Here is a 20,209-nt window from a genome sequence, read left to right as displayed (position 1 = left end):
ATAAGCTTGTTACAGGAGCTGGAATGGACGAACAGATTCTCAAGCCGGGAGACCGGGATTACGTGGGCGCACTGGCGTCGGGTCTAGAGGTTCTTCAGGCATTCGATGCCGATCACCCTCACATGACCCTGAGCGAAGTGGCGGCCCGCACTGATATGGACCGAGCTAAGGCACGGCGATTTCTGCTGACCCTGCACGCGTTGGGGTTTGTGAAGCGCACCGGTCGCCAGTTCGAGCTGACTCCTCGGGTACTGCAGCTGGGTTATGCCTATCAAGCATCAAACCAGTATCGAGCAGTCATTCAACAGTATCTGGAAGACATTACCGCCGAGCTTGGAGAATCCTCATCCCTGGCGGTTCTGGATGGTGACGATGTAGTGTACGTGGTGCGGTCGGCCGCCCGGCATCGCCTAATGGCTATTACGCTGTCGGTGGGTACCCGCCTGCCTGCGGCCTATACCTCCATGGGGCGGGTGCTGCTGGCACAGTTGCCGCAGAGCGAGCTTGAGACCTATATAAACAGGATTCAGCTTGAGCGTCATACGTTATCCTCAATCACAGAAAAAAACGTTTTGCGGGAGGAGATCGACAAGGCGCGAAATCTCGGGTACGCCGTCGTAGATCAGGAGCTTGATCTTGGTTTGCGATCTGTGGCGGTGCCCGCCTATTCTGCGAGCGGCGAGCTTTTGGGTGCACTTAATATCAGCACCAATGCCGCCCGAGTGGACATGGATACTTTGTTGAACATGTATTTGCCGAGGCTGCAGATTGTGGCTGATCAGATTCGCCAGGCGGCTCGATAAGCCTCACGGATAACGACCGGTCAGCCGGTTCTGTACGAGTTCATCCAGGATAGTGTTAGCCAGCCGCATCACGGCGTTCGGGTTTTCGCCTCGACGACGGGAGGCGATAACGGGCGTGGTGATGTTGTTATCCTCCAGCGGCATGAATTCCACCCCCTCACGATTAAGTTTTCGGACCTGTTCTGGCACCAGCGTGAACCCCATGTCGGAGGCGACCAGCGATAGGGCCGTTTGAAGATCGTTGACATGCTGGCTGACATGAATTTTCAGGCCGCGTCTGTGAAAAAGCCCCTGGGTGATATCTGCAAAGTTTGGGCCCGGCCCGGAAGGGAAGGCGACCATGGGGTGGGCAGAAAGCTCTTTCATAGACGGAGGGTGTTTGCTGAGCGGGTGACCCATGGGTATGGCAGCGATGATGGGCTCGTCGAACAGTAGCTCCTGCTCCACGTCGGGGTCTTCTATGCTCACCCTTCCAAAGCCAATGTCGATCTTGCCAGTCTTAAGTGCTTCGACCTGTTCCCGTGTTTTCAGTTCATGCAGGACTATCTCCAAGTTCTTGTTTCGGCGCAGACGCCGAACCATGAGAGGTAGCTGGCCATAAAAAACGGATGGGACAAACCCGATGGAAAAAATAGTCTTTCGATGCTGTGCGATCCTGCGAGTGTCATCAACCGTCGCAGTTACTTTGTCCAGTATCTGTCGGGCCTGTTCCAGAAAATATTCCCCTCCATTGGTCAGCTCAAGGCCCCTGGGCTTGCGGATAAAAAGCTCTACACCTATTTCTTCCTCAAGCTGCTTCATTGCCCGGGTTAGTGGTGGTTGTGCAATAAACAGTTTTTCTGCTGCCCGGGTGAGGTTGCCTTCCTCTGCAACGGCGACGAAATATCGCAGGTGTCTGAGTTCCATCCATACCTCCTAGGTATCGCTAGCTACTTAATCAATATTGGTTCACATCCGTGAAACTTCGTACTGTTCGAGTCACAGGCATTATAACTTGCGATTCGGAGAGCACATGTCCGCAACCATTCAGTCCATCGAAGCGATCCTGGTCGACATTCCGACCATCCGGCCGCACAAGCTTTCCATGACAACCATGGGGGTTCAGAGCATGGTGATCGTGCGGATGAAGGATTCCGATGGTCTTGAAGGGTTGGGTGAAGCCACCACCATCGGTGGCCTTGCCTACGGCCCGGAAAGCCCCGAAAGCGTGAAACTTACCATCGACACCTATTTCAGGCCACAACTGATTGGCCAGCCGGCCGACGCAATCAATACCCTAAGGGTAAAGCTAAACCGAGCGTCCCGTGGAAACAATTTGGCCAAGTCCGCTATTGAAACGGCTCTGCTGGATCTGCAAGGCAAGCGGTTGAACTGCCCGGTATCCGACCTATTCGGCGGGGCTGTACACCAGCATATCCCGGTGCTCTGGACCCTTGCCAGTGGCGATACCGCCAAGGATATCGAGGAGGCCCTCGGCCTAATCGAAACCCGGCGCCATTGTGATTTTAAGCTCAAGATTGGGTCGCGGGCGTTAATGGACGACGTTCGTCATGTGGCGGCCATCAAGGATGCCGTGGGTGAGTCCGCCAGTGTTCGGGTTGATGTGAACCAGGCTTGGGATGAGTCAACGGCTGCCAAAGGCATGGCGGAACTGCAAGCCGCCGGTATTGACCTGGTCGAGCAGCCCACACCCATGAAGGATCACGCCGCGCTGGTGCGCCTTTCGCAGAAATTCCACCTGCCTATCCTGGCCGACGAAGCCGTTGCCGATGCCAGCGATATGTACAACCTCTCTGCCGCCGGCTTTTCGGGGGCCGTCGCCCTTAAGATCGCCAAGGCTGGCGGCCCGGCGCAGGCCCTAAAGCAGGCCGCGGTTGCCCAGGCGGCGGGTATCGGCCTGTATGGAGGTACCTTGCTGGAAGGCACGATCGGCACCGTCGCTGCACTGCATGCCTGGTCCACTCTGGAAACCCTGCACTGGGGCACGGAAATGTTCGGCCCGCTACTGATGAAGGACGACATTGTGGAAAAGCCCCTGAGCTTCCACGACAACGGAGTGGACCTACCACAAGGCCCTGGATTGGGCGTCACGCTTAACGAAGACAAGCTCGCTGAATACAGCCGCAAAGATCAATAACGGAGGAGCGCACATGCTGTTCAAAGTTGAAATGAAGGTCAATCTGCCCACCGATATGCCGACTGAGGTTGCTGGCGAGATCAAGGCCCGGGAAAAAGCCTACGCCCAAGGCCTTCAGGAAAAAGGCAAGTGGCGCCATCTGTGGCGTGTGGCGGGCAGCTACGCGAATGTCAGCATTTTCGACGTTGAGGACAACGCCGAGTTACAGGACCTGATCAGCAACCTTCCGCTGTTCCCTTATATGGACATCACCGTTGCGCCCCTTTGCCGCCATCCGTCCTCCATTCACGAGGACGATCGCTAAGCAAAATTTTTCACAAGATCCGGCCCCGTTCTGTGGTGAAAGGGGCTTCAAAGATGATGTTGCCAACTGATTGGGACGTCTTGAGCAACAACAACAAAAGACCGAGGAGACCAACAATGACTGTTAAAACCATGCAAACCGCCGAAGTGAAAGATCTTCTTGAAAAAGTTGCCGGCTTTGATCAGCAAGGCGGTGACGAGCGGATGAAAAAGATTGTCCACCGTGTAATGCACGACATTTTTCAGATCGTGGAAGATTTCGATGTCACGCCGGAGGAGTTTTGGAGCGCCGTCTATTACGTTGGCGAACTGGGTGCAAACGGCGAAGCCGCCCTGCTGGCCCCGGGCCTGGGCATGGACCGTTACCTGGATATCCGTCAGGACGCCGAGGACGAACAGGCCGGCTTGACCGGCGGCACGCCACGCACTATTGAAGGCCCGCTTTACGTGGCCGGTGCCCCAATCAGCGAAGGATTTGCTCGCATGGATGACGGCTCCGACAAAGACGCCGAGGTGATCCTGATCAAGGGCCAGGTTACCGACGAGAACGGCGCGCCGCTGGCCAATGCTATCGTGGATATCTGGCATGCTGATACCAAGGGCGCCTATTCCTACTTCGACCAGTCGCAGAGCGAGTACAACCTGCGCCGCCGCATCAAGACTGATTCTGAAGGTCGCTATGCTGCCCAGAGCATTATGCCGTCCGGTTACGGTTGCCCGCCTGAGGGTTCAACCCAGCAGCTGCTGAACCAACTGGGCCGTCACGGCCAGCGCCCGGCGCATATTCATTACTTCGTGTCCAAGCCTGGTTACAAGCACCTGACCACTCAGATCAACATCGCCGGTGACGAATACACCTACAGCGACTTTGCTTTTGCCACCCGTGAAGAGCTGGTGGTGGAAGCCAAGCACGTAGACCAGTCCAAAGAAGGGGCCAAGCACGGCGTCACAGGACCGATTACCGAAGTCGAGTTCAACGTCGCCCTGGTTGCTACTGACAAGCCCGAGCTCCAGGAACGCCACGCACGTCCGCGTGCCCTGGAAACCGACGCTGCGTAAGCGCCACCCAAGAACAAGACGGAGTGAACGACATGACCAGCAAGCTTGAAAAACTCGCCGAAAAGGTACGTGACGCGGTAATAGCCGATCCGAAAACCGGACGCTACCAGTGTGATCGCAGCATCTTCACCGATCAGGAACTGTTCGATCTGGAGATGAAGTATATTTTCGAGGGCAACTGGGTTTACCTAGCTCACGAGAGCCAGATCCCTGAGCCGGGTGACTACTTTACAGTAACTGTCGGTCGCCAGCCGGTGATCATCACTCGTACCAAGGATGGCGAGCTGAAAGCCATCCTCAACACTTGCTCGCATCGTGGTGCGACCCTGTGCCGTAAAAAACGGGGCAACAAGACCTCCTTTACTTGCCCGTTCCACGGCTGGACCTTCCGTAATGACGGTCAGCTGTTGAAGGCGAAAGACCAGAAGAAAGGCGGCTACCCAGAGCAGTTCAACACCGACGGCTCCCACGATCTGAAGCAAATGCCAAAGTTCGGCAACTACCGTGGCTTTCTGTTCGGCAGCCTCAATGCCGACGTGGTCTCTCTCGAAGAGTATCTGGGCGAGACAACCAAGATCATTGACAACATCGTGGATCAGTCCGAAGACGGCCTGGAAATCCTGCGCGGAAGCTCGACCTACACCTACGAGGGTAACTGGAAGTTGACCGCCGAGAACGGAGCCGATGGATATCACGTGGGCACCGTGCATTGGAACTACCTGTCCACCATGGGCCAGCGCAATTACGACAAAGGCGGCACTGAAGCGGTCGACGCCAAGAGCTGGTCTGCGGAAGGCGGTTTTTACTCCTTCGAGAACGGTCACATGATGCTGTGGACTCGACTGCTGAACCCAGAAGTGCGTCCGATCTTCAGCCAGCTGGAGCGCCTGAAGGAAACCTACGGAGAGGCTCGTGCGGACTCCATAGTAAGGACCACCAAGAACCTGTGTCTCTACCCGAACGTTTACTTGATGGATCAGTTCTCCACACAGATCCGCGTGACCCGGCCCATCGACGTCAACAAGACGGAAGTGACCATCTATGCCTTTGGTCCAAAGAACGAGCCGGCAGAGCTACGTGCCAAGCGTATCCGTCAATATGAAGACTTCTTCAATGTGACCGGCATGGGCACACCAGACGACCTGGAGGAATTCCGCGCCTGCCAGAACGGCTATGAAGCCCGCGACATGCGCTGGAACGACATGAGCCGTGGTGCAGCGCACTGGATCGACGGCCCCGATGAGCACGCCAACCAGATCGATATGAAGCCCATCATGAGTGGCGCGCGGCCCGACGACGAAGGGCTGTATGTTAATCACCACCAACATTGGCAGGAGGAAATGACCCGTGCCATCGAGGCAGAGCGGGCCCGTTTCATTCCAGTGACTTCAGAGGAGGCGTCGGCATGAGCCTGAGCTACCACGATATCGAGCAATTCATCATCCGCGAAGCCCGTTTTCTGGACGACCGCGAGTGGGACAAATGGCTGGCCTGCTATCACGAAGACGTCACTTACTGGATGCCGGCCTGGGACGATGACGATGAGCTGACCGAGGACCCGCAAAGCGAGATCTCGCTCATCTATTACCCCAACAAGGAAGGCCTGGAAGACCGGATCTATCGCATAAAGACTGAGCGTTCCGGTGCCAGCTCCATGCCGGAGCCGCGAACCACGCACTTCACCAGCAACTTGGAGATCCTGTCCCAGGATGAGAGTGAAGTGAAGCTGCGGTTCAACTGGCTGACCAAGGCGTACCGCTACAAGAAAACGGCGGAATTTTTCGGAACGTCCTTCTACACCCTGGACATTACTGGCGAGCAGCCGCTGATTCGGGAGAAGCGACTGGTTCTGAACAACGATTGCATCAATCAGGTGCTGGACGTTTATCACCTGTAATTGATGGGGAGAGCATCATCATGAGTTACAACATTGCGCTGAACTTTGAAGACGGCGTTACCCGTTTTGTGTCCTGCAACGAAGGCGAAACGGTTCTCGACGCCGCCTACCGTGCGCAGATCAATCTGCCCATGGACTGCTCCGATGGCGTTTGTGGCACCTGTAAGGGTGCCTGCCGTCAGGGCGACTTCGACATGGGTGAGGAATACATTGACGAAGCGCTGTCTGACGAGGAAGCCGAACAGGGCATGGTACTGACCTGCCAGATGGTGCCTTCCAGTGACTGTGTGGTGGAAGTGCCTGTCGCTTCCACCATGTGCAAAACGGGCAATGCCGAAGTCGGTGGTACCGTGGCGGAGGTGAACCTGATCTCGCCCACATCGATCGAACTGAAGATCACCGCGGACGATGACATTGCCTTCCTTCCTGGGCAGTACGTGAACATTCAGGTGCCGGGTTCTGAAGAGACGCGCGCTTATTCCTTCAGTTCCAAGCCAGGTAGCCGTGATCTGAGTTTCCTAATTCGCAATGTGCCAGGGGGGCTTATGAGCTCTTGGCTGGTGGGCAAGGCCCGCACTGGGGATAAGGTAACCCTAACCGGCCCCATGGGAAGTTTCTATCTGCGACCCATCGAGCGTCCGATACTGATGCTGGCAGGAGGCACTGGCCTAGCGCCCTTCCTATCCAAACTAGAGCATATGAAAGCCAATGGCTGCGACTTACCAACACATCTGATTTACGGCGTCACTAATGATGATGATTTGGTGTACCTCGATATCCTGGACCGTTTTACCGAGGAGTTGGCCAATTTTACATACGTCACTGTGGTTTCTGGAGAAGAGAGCGACCATCCGAGGAAAGGATATGTTACCCAGCATATGGATGACGCTCCCCTAAATGAGGGGGATGTCGATGTCTACTTGTGTGGTCCCCCTCCCATGGTTGATTCGGTGCTCGGATTTTTCCGAGAAAAGGGCTTGAAACCGAATTCGTTTCATTATGAAAAGTTCGCTCCTAGCGCTCCTGCAGAAAAGGAGAAGGTCGCATGACATCTCGCTTCACCGATAAGGTAATGGTGATCACTGGAGCCGCCCAAGGAATAGGTAAGCGTGTAGCCGAGCTGGCGGCCGCAGAAGGCGCTCGCCTGCTTCTCGTAGACATTGCGGACTATATTCACGGCGTCGCTGCAGAGTTGCGTGATGAGGGAGCTGATGCTGTTGCTGTTCAGGCCAACCTTGAAACTTGGGCAGGGGCCGAGAAAGTAATGGCGGAGGCGCATCAGCACTTTCAGCGTATCGATATTCTCATTAATAATGTCGGTGGCACTATCTGGGCTCAGCCGTTCGAGCACTACACGCCGGAACAGATTGAAAAGGAAATTCAGCGTTCGCTTTTTACGACTCTATGGTGTTGCCGCGCAGTTTTACCTTACATGCTTGAGCAAAATGAAGGAGTGATTGTCAACGTCTCCTCCATAGCAACGCGTGCTTTAATGCGAGTTCCGTACGGTGCAGCCAAAGGAGGGGTTAACGCTTTGACTGTGAACATGGCGTATGAATATGCGCCACACAATATCCGAGTAAATGCCGCAGCGGCGGGCGGTACAGAAGCGCCACCGAGACTGACGCCTCGAAATGCGGAAGAACAGAGTAAGCAGGAAAAGGCGTGGTATCAAACCCTGATTGATCAGACCATAGGGAACAGCTTCATGCATCGATACGGAACTTTGGATGAACAGGCTGAGCCAATTCTTTTCCTGGCATCTGATGCTGCCAGCTACATTACGGGAACAGTGGTCCCAGTTGCTGGGGGCGATCTAGGGTAAGTTCTGTAGGAAATGCGACCCCAGGGTAGACAGTCAGTCATGCCCTCTTTGGCCCCGGCGTTTAACCGCTCGGGGCCCTTTTTCATGACCTGAATCTACAATAATCAATAACGGATTCACACTTATGCAAAAACTTCTAAAAGACCTTTCCCTGCCGGCAGTCGTGGCGGGCTTCTTAGCGGTTCTCGTATCATATTCGGGCCCCTTAGCTATCTTTTTCCAAGCTGGAGCCAGCGCTGGAATCTCGTCCGATATGATGACCTCATGGGTTTGGGCTATTTCTGTGGGAGCCGGCATATCAGGGATCGCGTTATCGATTTGGCTTAGAGCTCCTATCGTGACCGCTTGGTCTGCACCGGGCACCGCGTTGCTGGTTACACTGTTCCCCGAGTTGTCTCTAAACGAGGCAATAGGCGCTTATATTAGCGCGGCGATTATGATCTTTATTATTGGTATTTCAGGTACCTTTGACACATTTGTCAGAGCGATTCCGAAGGGCATTGCTGCTGGGATGATGGCGGGTATTCTTTTTCAGTTTGGTGTGGGTGCTTTCACCGCAATAGAAACCACTCCCGCTTTGGCCATCGGAATGCTTGTTTCCTATGTTGTGTTTCGTCGCCTTTTTCCCAAATATACCCTGGTTCTCTTGTTAATTTCAGGGGTGGTACTTGCGGTCGCTCTGGAAGGTGCCTCCTTGTCAGGCGTTCGCTGGAGCGTTGCGGTGCCTCAGATCATTCAGCCAGAGTGGACATTAAGTTCAACCCTTAGTTTTGCCATTCCGCTTGTCTTGGTGAGTTTAACTGGACAATTTCTGCCCGGCATGGCGATCCTCCAAAGTGCAGGCTACCCGGTTAAGGCAAAGCCCATTATCGGAATAACAAGCCTGGTTTCACTCCCAATGGCTTTTTTCGGCGGAATCACTACTGTGGTAGCTGCTATTACCGCTGCCATCTGCACAGGTAAAGACGCCCATGAAGATCCGTCTCGTAGATACATCGCGGGGGTGTTCAATGGTGTTTTCTATCTGGTGGGAGGTTTGTTCGCCGGTACCATCGTTAGTCTATTTACATCACTTCCAGCGGCATTTGTAGCTGTGCTTGCCGGGCTTGCTCTCCTTGGAGCGATTGCAGGTAATCTATTCTCCGCCTTAGAGGAGCCTAGTCACCGCGAAGCGTCATTGATTACCTTTGTTGTTACAGCTTCGGGCATGTCTCTATTTGGACTCTCATCAGCTTTCTGGGGTGTTGTCATTGGTTACTTCTGCTACTTGGTTCTGAATGGTAGTGGCGGTCGAAAATGATCCTCTTGAAGTAACTTGTTTAGGCCTTTGGCGGTTTGATTTCAGGTCACAAGTCAGGTCAAGTATTTCAAAGCTGTACCCAGAAATGCCCCGGCGAATGCGCAAGCTCATTGCCGGTTGTTACAGTCCATCAGATCGCCACGAACTCCGTGTTTACGGTGGATGAAAACACTAAGAAACTGTCCCCTCTTCCCACTTGCGCAAGAGGTTTCGGATTTTTTGCACACCGGTTTTAGTTGCCATGAAGGATGCCGGTGTGCGATCGCCGAGAACTTTAATGGGTGACGATAACCACAAGTCGGCAGCAACCCTATCTCCCTCGAATAGTTCCATGATCTCCCGATAAACGAGATCCCGGAGTTCAGCAACGGTGTACTCTTCAATCACATCAAATGCTCCCAGCTGACTTCCATATCAGTTTTGCATGATCTGACCGTGTTGCAAGGATAAAGTCAGATTACCTCTCAATAGAAAGTGGCCATGATGGCCTGAGGTCTACTTTTGAAACTCGATAAAAATGGGGTGGGGATTACCGGTTCATTTGCGAGTCGTCGAAGATGGTCGAAGTAGTTTCTTTCGTGAGAATAGCGGGTGACTGGAAGGAAAGGGCGCAGCCAATGACATCACTGACTGCGCCAAAAGACCTTTGGTCAATGGAGATTAGTTTAGTGTTCCTCCTCTAAGTTATCCTCAGTCGCATCCCGCCTTGCTAACAGATTGAGCATCGTAATCCCGAATTCGACTGGTCGAAGCATGGGCAGATGGTCGTCGACGCCTGCAACGCCTTCCAAAACTGCCCACTTAGCCAATTCATGCATCAGTTTTTCTTGATATGCAACGTTCTCCTGATGCTTTTCTTCCGCTTCTTGAAGGGCCTGCTTCATTTCCGCCAAGGCTTCATCGAGCCAATCAATCCGCAGCCAAGATGACCGGATAACCGAGTGCAATGAGATGATTTCATCCAGTTTTTCTTTAGGGTCCATAAATAACCTCGCAAATGAGTTGAATTGCACAGAAAGCGTAACGAGTAATCCGGGGAGCGAGGCTCGTCTAATTGAGCGAAAAATTGAATTAGACCCATAAGCAGGGCTTTTTGAATAAAAACCAAGGATGGGCGCCACCATAACTGGACGGATTGCTGACCGTACTAGCGCGCGGTAAGCAATCGGCATGGCAATTTTTGCTTAAACTGGCTCGCACATGGCAAACCTCTCGGAGCAGGAGGCTCGATGCAAAACCAAGTGTTTCCTGAAGAAGAGCTGTTGAGAGGCTTGGATGCACAATATGCTCATGTGCACGAACTGGCTAATCCAACTCAAAAGAGGTGACGCCGCTTGAAAGTTTGAGAGGTTGGCCATTCGCAGCAGGATTGGTCCCATGATTTGGGTTCAGTTGTTTTGCATGGTGACTAGCTTGTTGGGTGTTGCGTTGAGCTGATCTTGGCTTAGACGATAGATCTCCAATTGTTGGTTGCGACTTCACGGAATCACTGTACCTAGACCCACGCCTGCAGGACGCAGGAATTTTGGCGACGATGTTTCTTTCACCCACTTATAGCGTTTTATGGCCGGATCCATGCTGCGACATCTAGGCCTTGTCTGACGGTTGGCTCCCAAGGCGCTTGTTGAACGATACATGATCAGTAGTGGTTGCAGGGGGCGGCCTACCGGAAAGCTTAGGTTAGGACTCCATGCTCCAACCGGCCGATTAACGTACGCACTTTTTCTATACCCATGGATGTGCCCATCAGTCCCTGAGGAGGTCGATTACCAAGCCCTCGCTGAGCTGTCCTCATCCATTTCATAGCAGCCATTTCATCACCCTCAAACAGAGCTATAGCTTCTTGAATAGCCAGCACTCGCAATTTCTCAATGGTTTTCGTGTCTGTCATTGTCTCCAACTCCTGAGACCTGCTTCATGATTTACCAATCCAGCATTTCCGTTTCACATTTTTTGATTGATGCAAGGCTGATGGAGACGAAGATTAAGACTTTTTAATAAATCGTCTAAACGCACTTTTCAATCAATTAGACAAAACAGCGCGCTTTCACAGGTCGCCAGAATGACTCTCATCACTTTTGAGGAGAGCAGCATGACTGACCACACCTATACACTGAAAACGATCTCACCTACGGACCTTGAGGAATCCCCAGTATTGCGGGGAAAACACTTTCTTGAGCAGTTCGCAGCACTGCCATTCCGGGCAAGCGCTCTGGGTGAGTTAACCGAGCCAGCTATCTTGGACTATCTGCACCGCCATCCGATGGTGGTTGAAGAGAGAAAGAAAAAGAAGAAAAAGAACGAAGGAGAAAAGGGAAAAGGAACGGAGAACAAAACCGAGTACGTCTTATATTACATTGTAACGGGCAATCTGCGATCTGCGGCGTTGGTTTCGTGTTTGAATCCTGAGACTCCGATTCCTGTCCTTGTTGAGAGCCCTCCAATCCCTACCGACATTTTGCTCACCGAAGTGATTGAACGTGAGCTGCTGAATTTGTCCCTGATGGCAATGCAGACAGGGGGCTATTCAAAAGCTATCTCCTCTCTATTTCGTCTAATGAAGAAGTGTGGCTCTGCTAGTTCGATCTTCCCCACAAAAAGCCGTTTATCCCTGGTCGCTGGCGTGAATCGCCGAGAGATTTGAGGCAGGAATCTCCGATTATTTATCAAAAGTTAGGGAGTCAATGATGTCCCCGAGTGTTGCACTTGAGCGGCTTATTCAGCCACCTGAGATACGCGCCCAAATCCAGACTGTCGCTACGGCTTTTTTGCCAATTGCGGGTCGAATGTCGTCGATTCTTGAGAAAAAGAATCATCCTAGTATGGATGACTTGGGCAAGACCTTGCCGGGAATCATCGAGTTGTGTCGAGATATTATCGATGGTGTTTATGTTGACGAATCTTGGCATCCGACTTCTGACGAAAGGCCAAAAATCACTCCGTATCCTGTCTATGCCGCATTGCTGAAAATGGGTGACCAGGTCTCTTTAGACAGCAAGCATATGTCGATTTTGGCTCATGCGTTTATCGCGATTTGGGTCGGGGTTCCCGAAGCGCCTGATGGAAAAGTTCCGCTCTCGAACCTGCAAAAAGTTTTTCTGGAGTTCCGGCGAGCCCATCTTTGGATGGATAGCCTTGAGAGCGTTGGTACCTCGGAGCCCGAAAATTGCTATACCACGCTTGATCAATTGGAACAGCGACTTAGGGAGCGTGGTGAACTGCGAGCCGGGCATTTGTCGCCTATCCGTCGGCTACTGGGACTGTCGTTGCAAAAAGAGTCTCTCATTGAGCGAAGAGCACGAGCTGAAATCGAAGTCTCAGCAGGTACAGGTGAGTACGAGAATCGCGCCGGTAGCGACTTTGAGATGGAGCGAGTTCACCTCGATACTGAAGAGAATGATGAGATCGATTCCGCTGCGTTGATTGAGGCGCTCTCTTTCCCTACTAGGACCAGTGTTGACCAGGACAAACTATTCCAAACAGCAGAGCGCAATGCACTCCCATCAGATGACCTAGTTCACCGGCCCATAGTTGCGACAAGCCAAGGCCCCTCAAAGCATCGGAAGCCTTGGGTTGGGAAAAATGGGGTTGCTAGAGACCGCGCAAAATCCGATCAGCTTCAACGTTCTAATCAAACGCTGCCAAACCGTTGGGAACGACCGACGGAGTACGAACTCTACGTTTACTGGAAAGCGGTTACTGAGCCCGTTGACGCCGATCTATCGGCTGCACTGGCGCTCCTTTTGGTCCTTTTGACAGGGCGAGAGCTAGATTTGGTTCTGCAGACGCAGCTGAAATCCCAATTGAGTGACTTGCCGGAGCGTGGAGACGAGGGGCGAATATACATTTGTCATGAGTCTGCGATTTGGCAAAGCGCTGCACCGCAACCGGTACGGAAGACACAGCTCGACGCGGAACTTCGGCACCAATTGGTTCAGACCGTGCCATCAATGCGGATGCCTGTTGTTGGTCCTCTCTGGAAGCTGCTGGAGCGTTATCTGGGCTCTGACCCAACTGCCTGGCGGGGCGCGCTTTTCAAGAACCACAAGGAAGAGAGTGTTGCGGGACAAGCGGTCGGCCTGTTTGAACGAATCAAAAAAGACGGTGACGTCAGATTGACCCTCAAACGAGTTCAACGAGCGTTATTTCACCGTTTGTCTGACGGTGCCGGTGACATGGTCCAGGCGATTCTTATTGCCGGCGATCATGATGAGATCAGTAAACACGTGGGAATAAATTACTACTGCACCTATGAGTCGGACTTGCAAGAAAATTACTTGCTGGCTATTTCGCAGCTAATGCCCGCATTTCGCGATGCGTTGTGTTCGGTAGCAGCGGTGCAGTCTGACCGGCGCATTGGTTCGCCTTATTGCCCAAGATCTAATGTATTGAGTCAGCTTGCGACGGATTTGAAAACACATTTCCAGGCAATGCTGCGCCAGCCAATCGGAAAATCGACACTTCCCGATATTCATAATGCATACACGTTATACACGGTTCTTTTGCTGTTTTTGTGCACCGGGTACCGAAGCGTTCAAGCGCCCCTATCCCGAATTACAGATGTAGACCTGAATCGCAGGTTTGCGGTGATCGCGGACAAGGAGGGCGACTATTGGAGTCACTCGCGCATTGTGCCACTGACCGAAAATTTCTTGAGTCACTGGGAGTATTATCTGCGCCACCGGCACCATGTGGTGCGGATGGTTGAGACGTACTTGGGTGAGTCAGCTCCGGATCACGTGTTCTTTTTTCTCTCAACACCGACTCAGAGAATTACGAAGCCGCTCCCCGTGACGCCTGATGGGATTGAGGATCACCTTTCACCATTCTCACGTTTACCGCTAAATGTTGCGCGGCATCTCCTGCGTAGTGAGCTGATACATCGCAAAGTCCCCGTGGCATTAGTGGATGCCTTGATGGGGCACTGGGTGGCGGGTCGAGAGCCCATGGGGAGATTCTCGACACTGTCGCCGATTGAGTACAAGAAAATTCTGTTGCCAGTGCTGGCGGAGATCCAAACGGAACTCGGTTGGACACCGTTGAGAGGGATGGGCTGATCGTCGATACAAAATCCAACAATAAAACGCTGCACGGCGATGAGCGGCGCGAGTACGAGCGGGCAAAGCTCGTACAGGCTGAACGTGATGCTGTGGACCGAATTCTTGCCCAGTCCTTTTCAGAGTTGGTTGCAGGTGCTGTGCCTAACCCGATTGATGAGGGAATGATCGCGCGCGTTTTCGATACTGTCTGCGCTGATGTAAAAGGGCATGCACTACGCACCCGTCACAATCACGTGGTGAGGCGTCTCGATGAGATCGCACAGAAGCATAGCCTCGAAATTCCAAACCGGGATTTGATGATAGTCGTTCGAATGGATACGCCGCCGATGACGCCGAAATCCTTTGAGCATAAATCAGCTTACGAGGAGATTGAGGTAGATTTCTGGAAAACCTTGGACAGTGGCGATTTGGCTGGGAACGAACGCCTGATGCATGATGCTGGCCGGTTGATATATTCCATGATTTGGTTTGGCGGGCTATGCGCCCAGAAGCGTCTCAATGCTATCTGTGAAGTCATTCCCCGCGGTATGCAAACTGCCAAAAAGCAACTGGGGCCAGAGACGCTGTATTGGGTGGAGTGTGGTGAAGGGGTGGAATGTTTCCGTTGGTTTCCAGACCCGGTCACGCTGTGTTTGCTGCATCGGTTTAATCGTGAGCATGGTATTGACGCCTTCCCGAGCGCATCGCCGGGTTCTCTACTGTCAATGTTTGTTGGCCGGATTGCATCTACAAAGAACATAGTCTCTAAGGAGGACGCTAAATTTGTCCGTAATTTGATGGACGCGTCCTCCACACTGGCGTCCCTGAACGTTATGGGAATTGCCGGTTTCGTACAAAACGCTCCCGGCGTCTTTGTCTCTATGCATAGCGACGCCTGGATCAGATTGATTACCGGTCGTGTTCCAAAAATCCGGCACAGCAAATCGTCAAAACCCACCTCGGAGTTGATTAACGGGGAATCACCTTGTCCGCTTTATGGATTAAAAGGCGAAAATTCCAACGAGGCAATGGAAGCGATCGCTCAGGCGTTGGCGCTCGATAAGACTGTGAAGCGGCTTTCTAAAAAAAGCCGGAGCTACAAGGCACTCATGGAAATTGCCCGTGCGAATTCCTTTTCCCCCATCGTCAGGGTTCTAGCTTCGTGGTGCGCATGTTTAAGATTCTCTGTGACAGATAGTTCTCTGCAACGGTATCTGTCGGAGTTTGCCGAACCACTGGTCGCAGAGTTGATTGATGAAGAGGACCTGAATGACCTGGACGAAGATGACTGGGAAGGGCTGTACGCACAGTTGCTACAGGCCAGTTCTTCAATCCAACAGCGAGCCTACCGCTCTGGCGTTCTCAGACGATTTCATCGTGACCTGGTCACGCAGCACGGTTTGCCAGACACCTATATCGAGGGAGTGAGCAGTAACGGCCAGGTGGATGCAGAGATATTAACGCCCGCAGAATATGCGAGGGCTATGTCCATGCTCGATGATGAGCCAGACCGGCGGTTAGCTGAAGCACGACAGGTTGCACTCATACTCGGCTATCGGTGCGGTTTGAGACGAGGGGAAATCCGACGATTGCTCCTCCGGGATCTGCAGGGATTGTATGAGCCTGCCCTGGCGTTTCCGACGTTGGTCGTCAGAGGGAACAGGTTTGGCTCCACCAAGACCAGTAACGCCAATCGAGTGTTGTCATTGTGGGCGTTGCTAACTGACGCAGAGTTGGATTTGGTGAGGCGTTGGTATCGCAGGCGGACCTTGGAGCAGACATCGAAGAAACGTAACCAATTGTTCCTGTGTGAGTTGCATCAGCCAAATTTTTTGATGCCGTCTAAGGCGTTGATCGACCCGGTTCAGGATGCGATGCGAATCGCCTCGGGAACACCCGGGCTTAGTTTTCATAATCTGCGACATTCCTGTGCGACGTGTAATGCTTTGCGATTGATGGAATCCTATCCAGGAGAGCTTTTCCCGGTTGAATGGGCCTGCAGTGATGACGGTGAGATCATCATGCCTCACTGGGGAGAGAACTGGTATGCGGTTTTGTGTGGGGAAGAGCAGTATGTGCCTGCGATCGATAAGCTCCAGTACCTAAGCTTTTTGATGGGGCATGCGTCTCCGGGGCAAACCACCCGAGTCTACACACATCTGCTGGACGTCGCGGTTGGCCTGATGCGTTGGTCGGTACCAATGAATACTTTATCAGATAGCCGGCAAATCGAGCTCCTGGGTTTTACCCGGGCTAATTTTGATCAGCTTCGTAAACGACGAGGCCTTAAAGAGGGCTCTACTCTTCCTCAACTGGCTGCCGTGTTGGGTCGTTTTAAAAAATGCGGGGAGGTTGCCGCAGACAAGTCATTCGCTGAATACCAGCCGTTGGTCTCATCAGCGGTAGGGCCCAAGCCTGAGGCACAGGAGATGCCGGAATCCCCATTGTTGGTTTATCAGGCGCTTGATCATATCTCTCAGCTCATAACGAACGGTGCAGAGTTGGAGAATGCGATTGTCGGAACCGCAAGCTTGTTCGGATTGTCCGAGTCCTGTTTGACTTGCTGCCATAGGCGTGGTGAGTGGTTGATGGACCAATATGCACGGCATTTCAAAGAGGGGCACCTGGGTCAACGCAACGCATTTACTTTGGGCAAGAGACCGAATGCCCACAGTATTGCTCACCGAGTTGGAGTGGGTGGAGTGGCCAATCCTGTCCAGCGCATGTGTCCGGCACCACCCAAGTTGACGGCATCGCATCCGGCCGCTGAGAAGATGTATGAAAGCCTGGTCGAACTTGCTCGCTCGGACGCTAAACGCTTTGTCGCGCTTGTAGAGAACGTTGTCAATGCTGTGCAGAGGAGCCACACGCAGTTGAAGTTTTCTTCGACCGAGAAGAAAGTTTTATATCTCCAGTTTCTGGAGGTTATAGGTTTTCAGAAACTTGCGTGGGTGGATGTGCGTGCGCCCGAAAACGGTCCTGATAGACAGCAAATGAAGACATATTGGAGTAAGGAGCTGTCTCTGCCCGAATCCCATGTTCGGGTGCGTTGGGATGATCCTGCAGGCCCAAGAAATGCAATGGGTGTCGCTCAAATAGTGGTCGATCAGCCCACTAAAGGTTTTGGTGGGCGCTCTCTGCAGCATGGCATGACAGCTATTCGATTTGTGGCATTTATAGCGCTGATTGGATTCGCCGGACGAGTGTATGTTGATGATAAAATCCGGAAGGAGAGAGCCATCCATGGCCGCTGAATATAGTCCTTTTTTAAGGTGAGGTGAGGCGTGTAGAGGCGCTAGCCAAGTGCGTTGACGCTGTGTGCATCAGTTCTGACTGGAGTTGCGCGGCAAGCAGGTGAGATGACTGCACAACCATAGCCTTTGGGTCTGGCTGTGTAGGGCTTCCGATGCGGTACATCGAGGCGATAATAAACTGAATGCTTCGGGCTGCCTCAGGAAGTTGTCGCGCTAATCGCTGTAGGTCGTCCGCTATCAAGCCCAAACCCTTTAACACTACCTTTAAGTAATCGACTGGTTTAGAGTCAGACAACTCAATACGGCCCACCCCATGTAGAAGTCCCGCAATAGCAGCCAGCCAGCGTTCGTCGTCGTTATAACCGCGGCATGCATCGAATGATCGTATGGCTACATCAAGGCCGTGTCTTGCGAGGCTGCCTGGCTGTCGGAGGCCTGCTTCTTGCATCGCGCCATTCAAGAAACGCAGCCCAACTGATGGTCGACCCAGCACTCGCCGAACAAAATCAGCTAACGGTTGCACCGGGCACGCGTCGATGAACAGTTCAATATCGACCACCAGATCTGGGTGGACCAGTTTCGACTCAGGCAGATGCAGCAGTGTGTCAGGCGTTTCCCCTAGAATGACAGTGTCTGAGCGCGACACGGCATTCCCCCGCTCACCCTCCCAGAGCACCAGCTGAACAGCACAGTCTGGGATTTGTGTGAGCTGGAGATCTCGGTGAGGTTGGAACATGACGACCTTATACTGCTCGAAAGAGTTTTCGATGGTCAGTTCCAACACCGGCAGGTCCTCTCCGTTTGGGATTTCCGTCAAATGGGTAATGGTCCCAATGAAGATTTCCGGCTCGGTTTTCCAGGTGGTGTTGACGACAATGCTCATGCGAAGTCCTCCTGTGCAGAGTGCAGAAGACGTTCCAGATTGTTGAGCAGTTGCGGCAGCGGGTCCTGAAGGGCCTCGTCGTCCATCAACCACATCTCATGTTCCACCCAGTGAGTGAGCGCAGCGAGATTACAGCTTTCGTCGCCCTCGCCAAGCACGGCGACGAGGTGAGTTCCGTCCGGAATTTGCATCGAGAATGCGAGTGCACTAGCCAAACGACTTGCGAAAGACTTTCGGCTGATAGCAAACAGTTGAGAATGGTTCATGAGTCACCTTCCTTCTTGGGATCAGTTTTGGCGTTGAATTCGTTAATGAGCAGGCGCTCGAACGCACTGCCATCGCGGCGGGTCAGGTTTGGTACATACCGGGAGTAAACGCGGAACAGCATTTCCGTGGTGGTATGGCCCATTTGCCTTGCGATCCATTCCGGGTTCTCACCCGCAGCCAGCCACAACGTTGCTGCGGTGTGACGTGTTTGATAAGGCCGGCGCTTGCGTAGTCCAAGATGGCGAAGCAGCGGGTACCAAACGCGCTTCGTCAAATTGTTGTGGTTGAGTGGTCCGCCGGTGCTGGTACAGAAAACAAACTGTTTGTTTCCAGTGACCTTTTTCTGCTCGCTGAGAGCATCGAAGACCAATTGAGACATTTCGATTGTTCGGAAAGAGCCATCGTTTTTTGTGTATTCCAGCCGGTCCTTCACCAAGGATTGGCGAACCAGAATCTGGCGCCGCTCAAAATCCACGTAGTCCCACTGCAGGCCGTCAATCTCACCGGTGCGCATTCCTGTGAAGAAACGCGCGATGTAATAATTCCGGAAATCCGGCCGCACTGTATCGATGATTAGCCTCACTTCATCGATGTCGAACGGCTCCACGTCTGTGCGCGGGACCTTCAGCGATTTAATTCCGTGGTAGGGTGAGCTAAACTCGTATCGATTGGCCGCTTCACTGAGAATCATGCGCAATGGCGTCAGGATTCGGTTTATTCTACTGGCCGAAAGACTTTTACCGCTCCGGGTTGTAACTTTGGCGAGTGAGGCCCGGAAGTCGAGAATGTCTTTTTTGGTGATGTGGCCAACCTCTTTTTCCCCGAAAAATGGTTTCAGGTAGTTCTCCAGTGTTCCTGCCACGGTACCGATATGTGACTGGCGCCACTGGATTTTCATTTCGTTCAGCCAGTCATTGGCGAAATCCCGAAACAGCGGTGTCTCGTGATAGCCTGGCACGTTGTTTTTGGCGAGAGCAGTGAACTTTTGAAGGTTGGGGCTGCCTGGAAAGTATGCTGAGTAATCAAAAGTCCCGAGCGTAATCTCGGCCTCAAGCTTCTTGAGGATTTGTTCCAGCTGTTTTCGATTTTTTGCAGTATCCGGGAGCGCAGTTTGTTCTCTGAAGCGCTTACCCTGGACTCGAAAGTCGAAGTACAGCTTTCCGGTTTCAGGACGTACAACGATTTTACCCACGGCACACCCCTCCCCGAGCCATTGGCACGGCAAAAGCAACCTTGCTGGCCTGGTCGAACATGTCCTGCTCGACCTTTTCCCAGATATAAAGGATTTTTCGTCCGCCAAATGGGCGAATGTAGTGAACGCCCTCTAGCAGAACACTGTCTTTGAGCCTTTCGCGAATAGTTCGCGCGTCATATTTGATGCGCTGGGCGAGTTCCTCGGTAGTCAGATACTCCTGTGACATAACTTTTCACCTCTGCTATCG

20 protein-coding genes are annotated in these 20,209 nt (G+C 52.8%); 12 read left to right on the top strand and 8 right to left on the bottom strand.

Annotated features, from left to right (window positions below):
• The first annotated feature begins 23 nt into the window (after positions 1-23).
• Entirely contained in the window at positions 24-803 is a 780-nt protein-coding gene (locus AC13DD_RS09770; RefSeq protein WP_305965640.1) for an IclR family transcriptional regulator domain-containing protein, read from the top strand.
• A 3-nt stretch (positions 804-806) separates the two neighbouring features.
• On the opposite strand, the gene AC13DD_RS09765 is transcribed toward AC13DD_RS09770, so the two are convergent.
• Positions 807-1,709, bottom strand: coding sequence for a LysR family transcriptional regulator (locus AC13DD_RS09765; RefSeq protein WP_108017975.1), 903 nt, complete (start codon positions 1,707-1,709; stop codon positions 807-809).
• 106 nt (positions 1,710-1,815) lie between these two features.
• On the opposite strand from AC13DD_RS09765, the gene AC13DD_RS09760 reads away from it, so the two are divergent.
• From AC13DD_RS09760 to AC13DD_RS09725, 8 genes are all read left to right on the top strand, one after another.
• Entirely contained in the window at positions 1,816-2,940 is a 1,125-nt protein-coding gene (locus tag AC13DD_RS09760) for a muconate/chloromuconate family cycloisomerase (protein ID WP_108017974.1), read from the top strand.
• Positions 2,941-2,953: 13 nt separating this feature from the next.
• Positions 2,954-3,244: a muconolactone Delta-isomerase gene (gene catC, locus AC13DD_RS09755; protein ID WP_053114064.1), complete on the top strand. Its 291-nt coding sequence runs from the start codon at positions 2,954-2,956 to the stop codon at positions 3,242-3,244.
• 116 nt (positions 3,245-3,360) lie between these two features.
• On the top strand, positions 3,361-4,302 hold the full coding sequence (gene catA / locus AC13DD_RS09750; protein WP_305965641.1) for a catechol 1,2-dioxygenase: 942 nt from the start codon (positions 3,361-3,363) through the stop codon (positions 4,300-4,302).
• Between the two features lie 32 nt (positions 4,303-4,334).
• Positions 4,335-5,711 carry a Rieske 2Fe-2S domain-containing protein gene (locus tag AC13DD_RS09745; protein WP_053114068.1) on the top strand — a complete coding sequence of 459 codons (1,377 nt, stop codon included), beginning with the start codon at positions 4,335-4,337 and terminating at the stop codon, positions 5,709-5,711.
• Positions 5,708-6,199, top strand: coding sequence for a benzoate 1,2-dioxygenase small subunit (gene benB, locus AC13DD_RS09740; RefSeq protein WP_053114070.1), 492 nt, complete (start codon positions 5,708-5,710; stop codon positions 6,197-6,199). Before AC13DD_RS09745 ends, benB begins: the two co-directional genes overlap by 4 nt.
• A 20-nt stretch (positions 6,200-6,219) precedes the next feature.
• Entirely contained in the window at positions 6,220-7,248 is a 1,029-nt protein-coding gene (gene benC, locus AC13DD_RS09735; RefSeq protein WP_053114072.1) for a benzoate 1,2-dioxygenase electron transfer component BenC, read from the top strand.
• Complete coding sequence (gene benD, locus AC13DD_RS09730) at positions 7,245-8,024, top strand: benzoate diol dehydrogenase BenD (RefSeq protein ID WP_053114074.1); 780 nt, start codon at positions 7,245-7,247, stop codon at positions 8,022-8,024. The genes benC and benD overlap by 4 nt, the downstream gene beginning before the upstream one ends.
• Positions 8,025-8,148: 124 nt before the next feature.
• Positions 8,149-9,324, top strand: a complete 1,176-nt coding sequence (locus tag AC13DD_RS09725; RefSeq protein WP_482931091.1) for a benzoate/H(+) symporter BenE family transporter — start codon at positions 8,149-8,151, stop codon at positions 9,322-9,324.
• A 171-nt stretch (positions 9,325-9,495) separates the two neighbouring features.
• Here AC13DD_RS09725 and AC13DD_RS09720 read toward each other — a convergent pair whose 3' ends face one another.
• From AC13DD_RS09720 to AC13DD_RS09710, 3 genes are all read right to left on the bottom strand, one after another.
• Positions 9,496-9,711 carry an MbcA/ParS/Xre antitoxin family protein gene (locus AC13DD_RS09720; protein WP_108017970.1) on the bottom strand — a complete coding sequence of 72 codons (216 nt, stop codon included), beginning with the start codon at positions 9,709-9,711 and terminating at the stop codon, positions 9,496-9,498.
• A gap of 278 nt (positions 9,712-9,989) precedes the next feature.
• Positions 9,990-10,496, bottom strand: coding sequence for a hypothetical protein (locus tag AC13DD_RS09715; RefSeq protein WP_482931090.1), 507 nt, complete (start codon positions 10,494-10,496; stop codon positions 9,990-9,992).
• Positions 10,497-10,999: 503 nt separating this feature from the next.
• Entirely contained in the window at positions 11,000-11,215 is a 216-nt protein-coding gene (locus AC13DD_RS09710) for an MbcA/ParS/Xre antitoxin family protein (RefSeq protein ID WP_305965643.1), read from the bottom strand.
• 201 nt (positions 11,216-11,416) lie between these two features.
• Here AC13DD_RS09710 and AC13DD_RS09705 point away from each other — a divergent pair, with 201 nt between their 5' ends.
• From AC13DD_RS09705 to AC13DD_RS09695, 3 genes are read left to right on the top strand one after another with little or no spacing between them, the layout of a single operon-like run.
• Entirely contained in the window at positions 11,417-11,968 is a 552-nt protein-coding gene (locus tag AC13DD_RS09705) for a hypothetical protein (RefSeq protein ID WP_146162199.1), read from the top strand.
• Positions 11,969-12,008: 40 nt separating this feature from the next.
• Positions 12,009-14,381 (top strand): site-specific integrase, encoded by a 2,373-nt coding sequence (locus tag AC13DD_RS09700; protein WP_482931089.1) that lies wholly within the window; start codon positions 12,009-12,011, stop codon positions 14,379-14,381.
• Positions 14,354-17,617, top strand: a complete 3,264-nt coding sequence (locus AC13DD_RS09695; protein ID WP_482931088.1) for a hypothetical protein — start codon at positions 14,354-14,356, stop codon at positions 17,615-17,617. Before AC13DD_RS09700 ends, AC13DD_RS09695 begins: the two co-directional genes overlap by 28 nt.
• 13 nt (positions 17,618-17,630) lie before the next feature.
• Here AC13DD_RS09695 and AC13DD_RS09690 read toward each other — a convergent pair whose 3' ends face one another.
• The 4 genes from AC13DD_RS09690 to AC13DD_RS09675 are packed head-to-tail and all read right to left on the bottom strand — an operon-like array spanning position 17,631 to position 20,188.
• Complete coding sequence (locus AC13DD_RS09690; RefSeq protein ID WP_305965646.1) at positions 17,631-18,500, bottom strand: hypothetical protein; 870 nt, start codon at positions 18,498-18,500, stop codon at positions 17,631-17,633.
• Positions 18,497-18,766, bottom strand: a complete 270-nt coding sequence (locus AC13DD_RS09685) for a hypothetical protein (RefSeq protein WP_305965647.1) — start codon at positions 18,764-18,766, stop codon at positions 18,497-18,499. The genes AC13DD_RS09690 and AC13DD_RS09685 overlap by 4 nt, the downstream gene beginning before the upstream one ends.
• Complete coding sequence (locus AC13DD_RS09680) at positions 18,763-19,959, bottom strand: Arm DNA-binding domain-containing protein (protein ID WP_305965648.1); 1,197 nt, start codon at positions 19,957-19,959, stop codon at positions 18,763-18,765. The genes AC13DD_RS09685 and AC13DD_RS09680 overlap by 4 nt, the downstream gene beginning before the upstream one ends.
• Positions 19,952-20,188 carry a hypothetical protein gene (locus AC13DD_RS09675; RefSeq protein WP_305965649.1) on the bottom strand — a complete coding sequence of 79 codons (237 nt, stop codon included), beginning with the start codon at positions 20,186-20,188 and terminating at the stop codon, positions 19,952-19,954. The genes AC13DD_RS09680 and AC13DD_RS09675 overlap by 8 nt, the downstream gene beginning before the upstream one ends.
• Positions 20,189-20,209 lie beyond the last annotated feature (21 nt).

It is taken from the genome of Marinobacter sp. L-13 (genome assembly GCF_056857715.1).
This window is presented reverse-complemented; position numbering and strand designations above follow the sequence as displayed.

Bases quoted from the DNA above. Each gene is read 5' to 3' on its own strand.
- AC13DD_RS09760 (WP_108017974.1), top strand. From the start codon at position 1,816: ATGTCCGCAACCATTCAGTCCATCGAAGCGATCCTGGTCGACATTCCG.
- AC13DD_RS09685 (WP_305965647.1), bottom strand. From the start codon at position 18,766: ATGAACCATTCTCAACTGTTTGCTATCAGCCGAAAGTCTTTCGCAAGT.
- AC13DD_RS09745 (WP_053114068.1), top strand. From the start codon at position 4,335: ATGACCAGCAAGCTTGAAAAACTCGCCGAAAAGGTACGTGACGCGGTA.
- benB (WP_053114070.1), top strand. From the start codon at position 5,708: ATGAGCCTGAGCTACCACGATATCGAGCAATTCATCATCCGCGAAGCC.
- AC13DD_RS09705 (WP_146162199.1), top strand. From the start codon at position 11,417: ATGACTGACCACACCTATACACTGAAAACGATCTCACCTACGGACCTT.
- AC13DD_RS09715 (WP_482931090.1), bottom strand. From the start codon at position 10,496: ATGCCGATTGCTTACCGCGCGCTAGTACGGTCAGCAATCCGTCCAGTT.
- AC13DD_RS09710 (WP_305965643.1), bottom strand. From the start codon at position 11,215: ATGACAGACACGAAAACCATTGAGAAATTGCGAGTGCTGGCTATTCAA.
- AC13DD_RS09725 (WP_482931091.1), top strand. From the start codon at position 8,149: ATGCAAAAACTTCTAAAAGACCTTTCCCTGCCGGCAGTCGTGGCGGGC.
- benD (WP_053114074.1), top strand. From the start codon at position 7,245: ATGACATCTCGCTTCACCGATAAGGTAATGGTGATCACTGGAGCCGCC.
- AC13DD_RS09770 (WP_305965640.1), top strand. From the start codon at position 24: ATGGACGAACAGATTCTCAAGCCGGGAGACCGGGATTACGTGGGCGCA.
- benC (WP_053114072.1), top strand. From the start codon at position 6,220: ATGAGTTACAACATTGCGCTGAACTTTGAAGACGGCGTTACCCGTTTT.
- AC13DD_RS09675 (WP_305965649.1), bottom strand. From the start codon at position 20,188: ATGTCACAGGAGTATCTGACTACCGAGGAACTCGCCCAGCGCATCAAA.
- AC13DD_RS09690 (WP_305965646.1), bottom strand. From the start codon at position 18,500: ATGAGCATTGTCGTCAACACCACCTGGAAAACCGAGCCGGAAATCTTC.
- catC (WP_053114064.1), top strand. From the start codon at position 2,954: ATGCTGTTCAAAGTTGAAATGAAGGTCAATCTGCCCACCGATATGCCG.
- AC13DD_RS09765 (WP_108017975.1), bottom strand. From the start codon at position 1,709: ATGGAACTCAGACACCTGCGATATTTCGTCGCCGTTGCAGAGGAAGGC.
- AC13DD_RS09700 (WP_482931089.1), top strand. From the start codon at position 12,009: ATGATGTCCCCGAGTGTTGCACTTGAGCGGCTTATTCAGCCACCTGAG.
- catA (WP_305965641.1), top strand. From the start codon at position 3,361: ATGACTGTTAAAACCATGCAAACCGCCGAAGTGAAAGATCTTCTTGAA.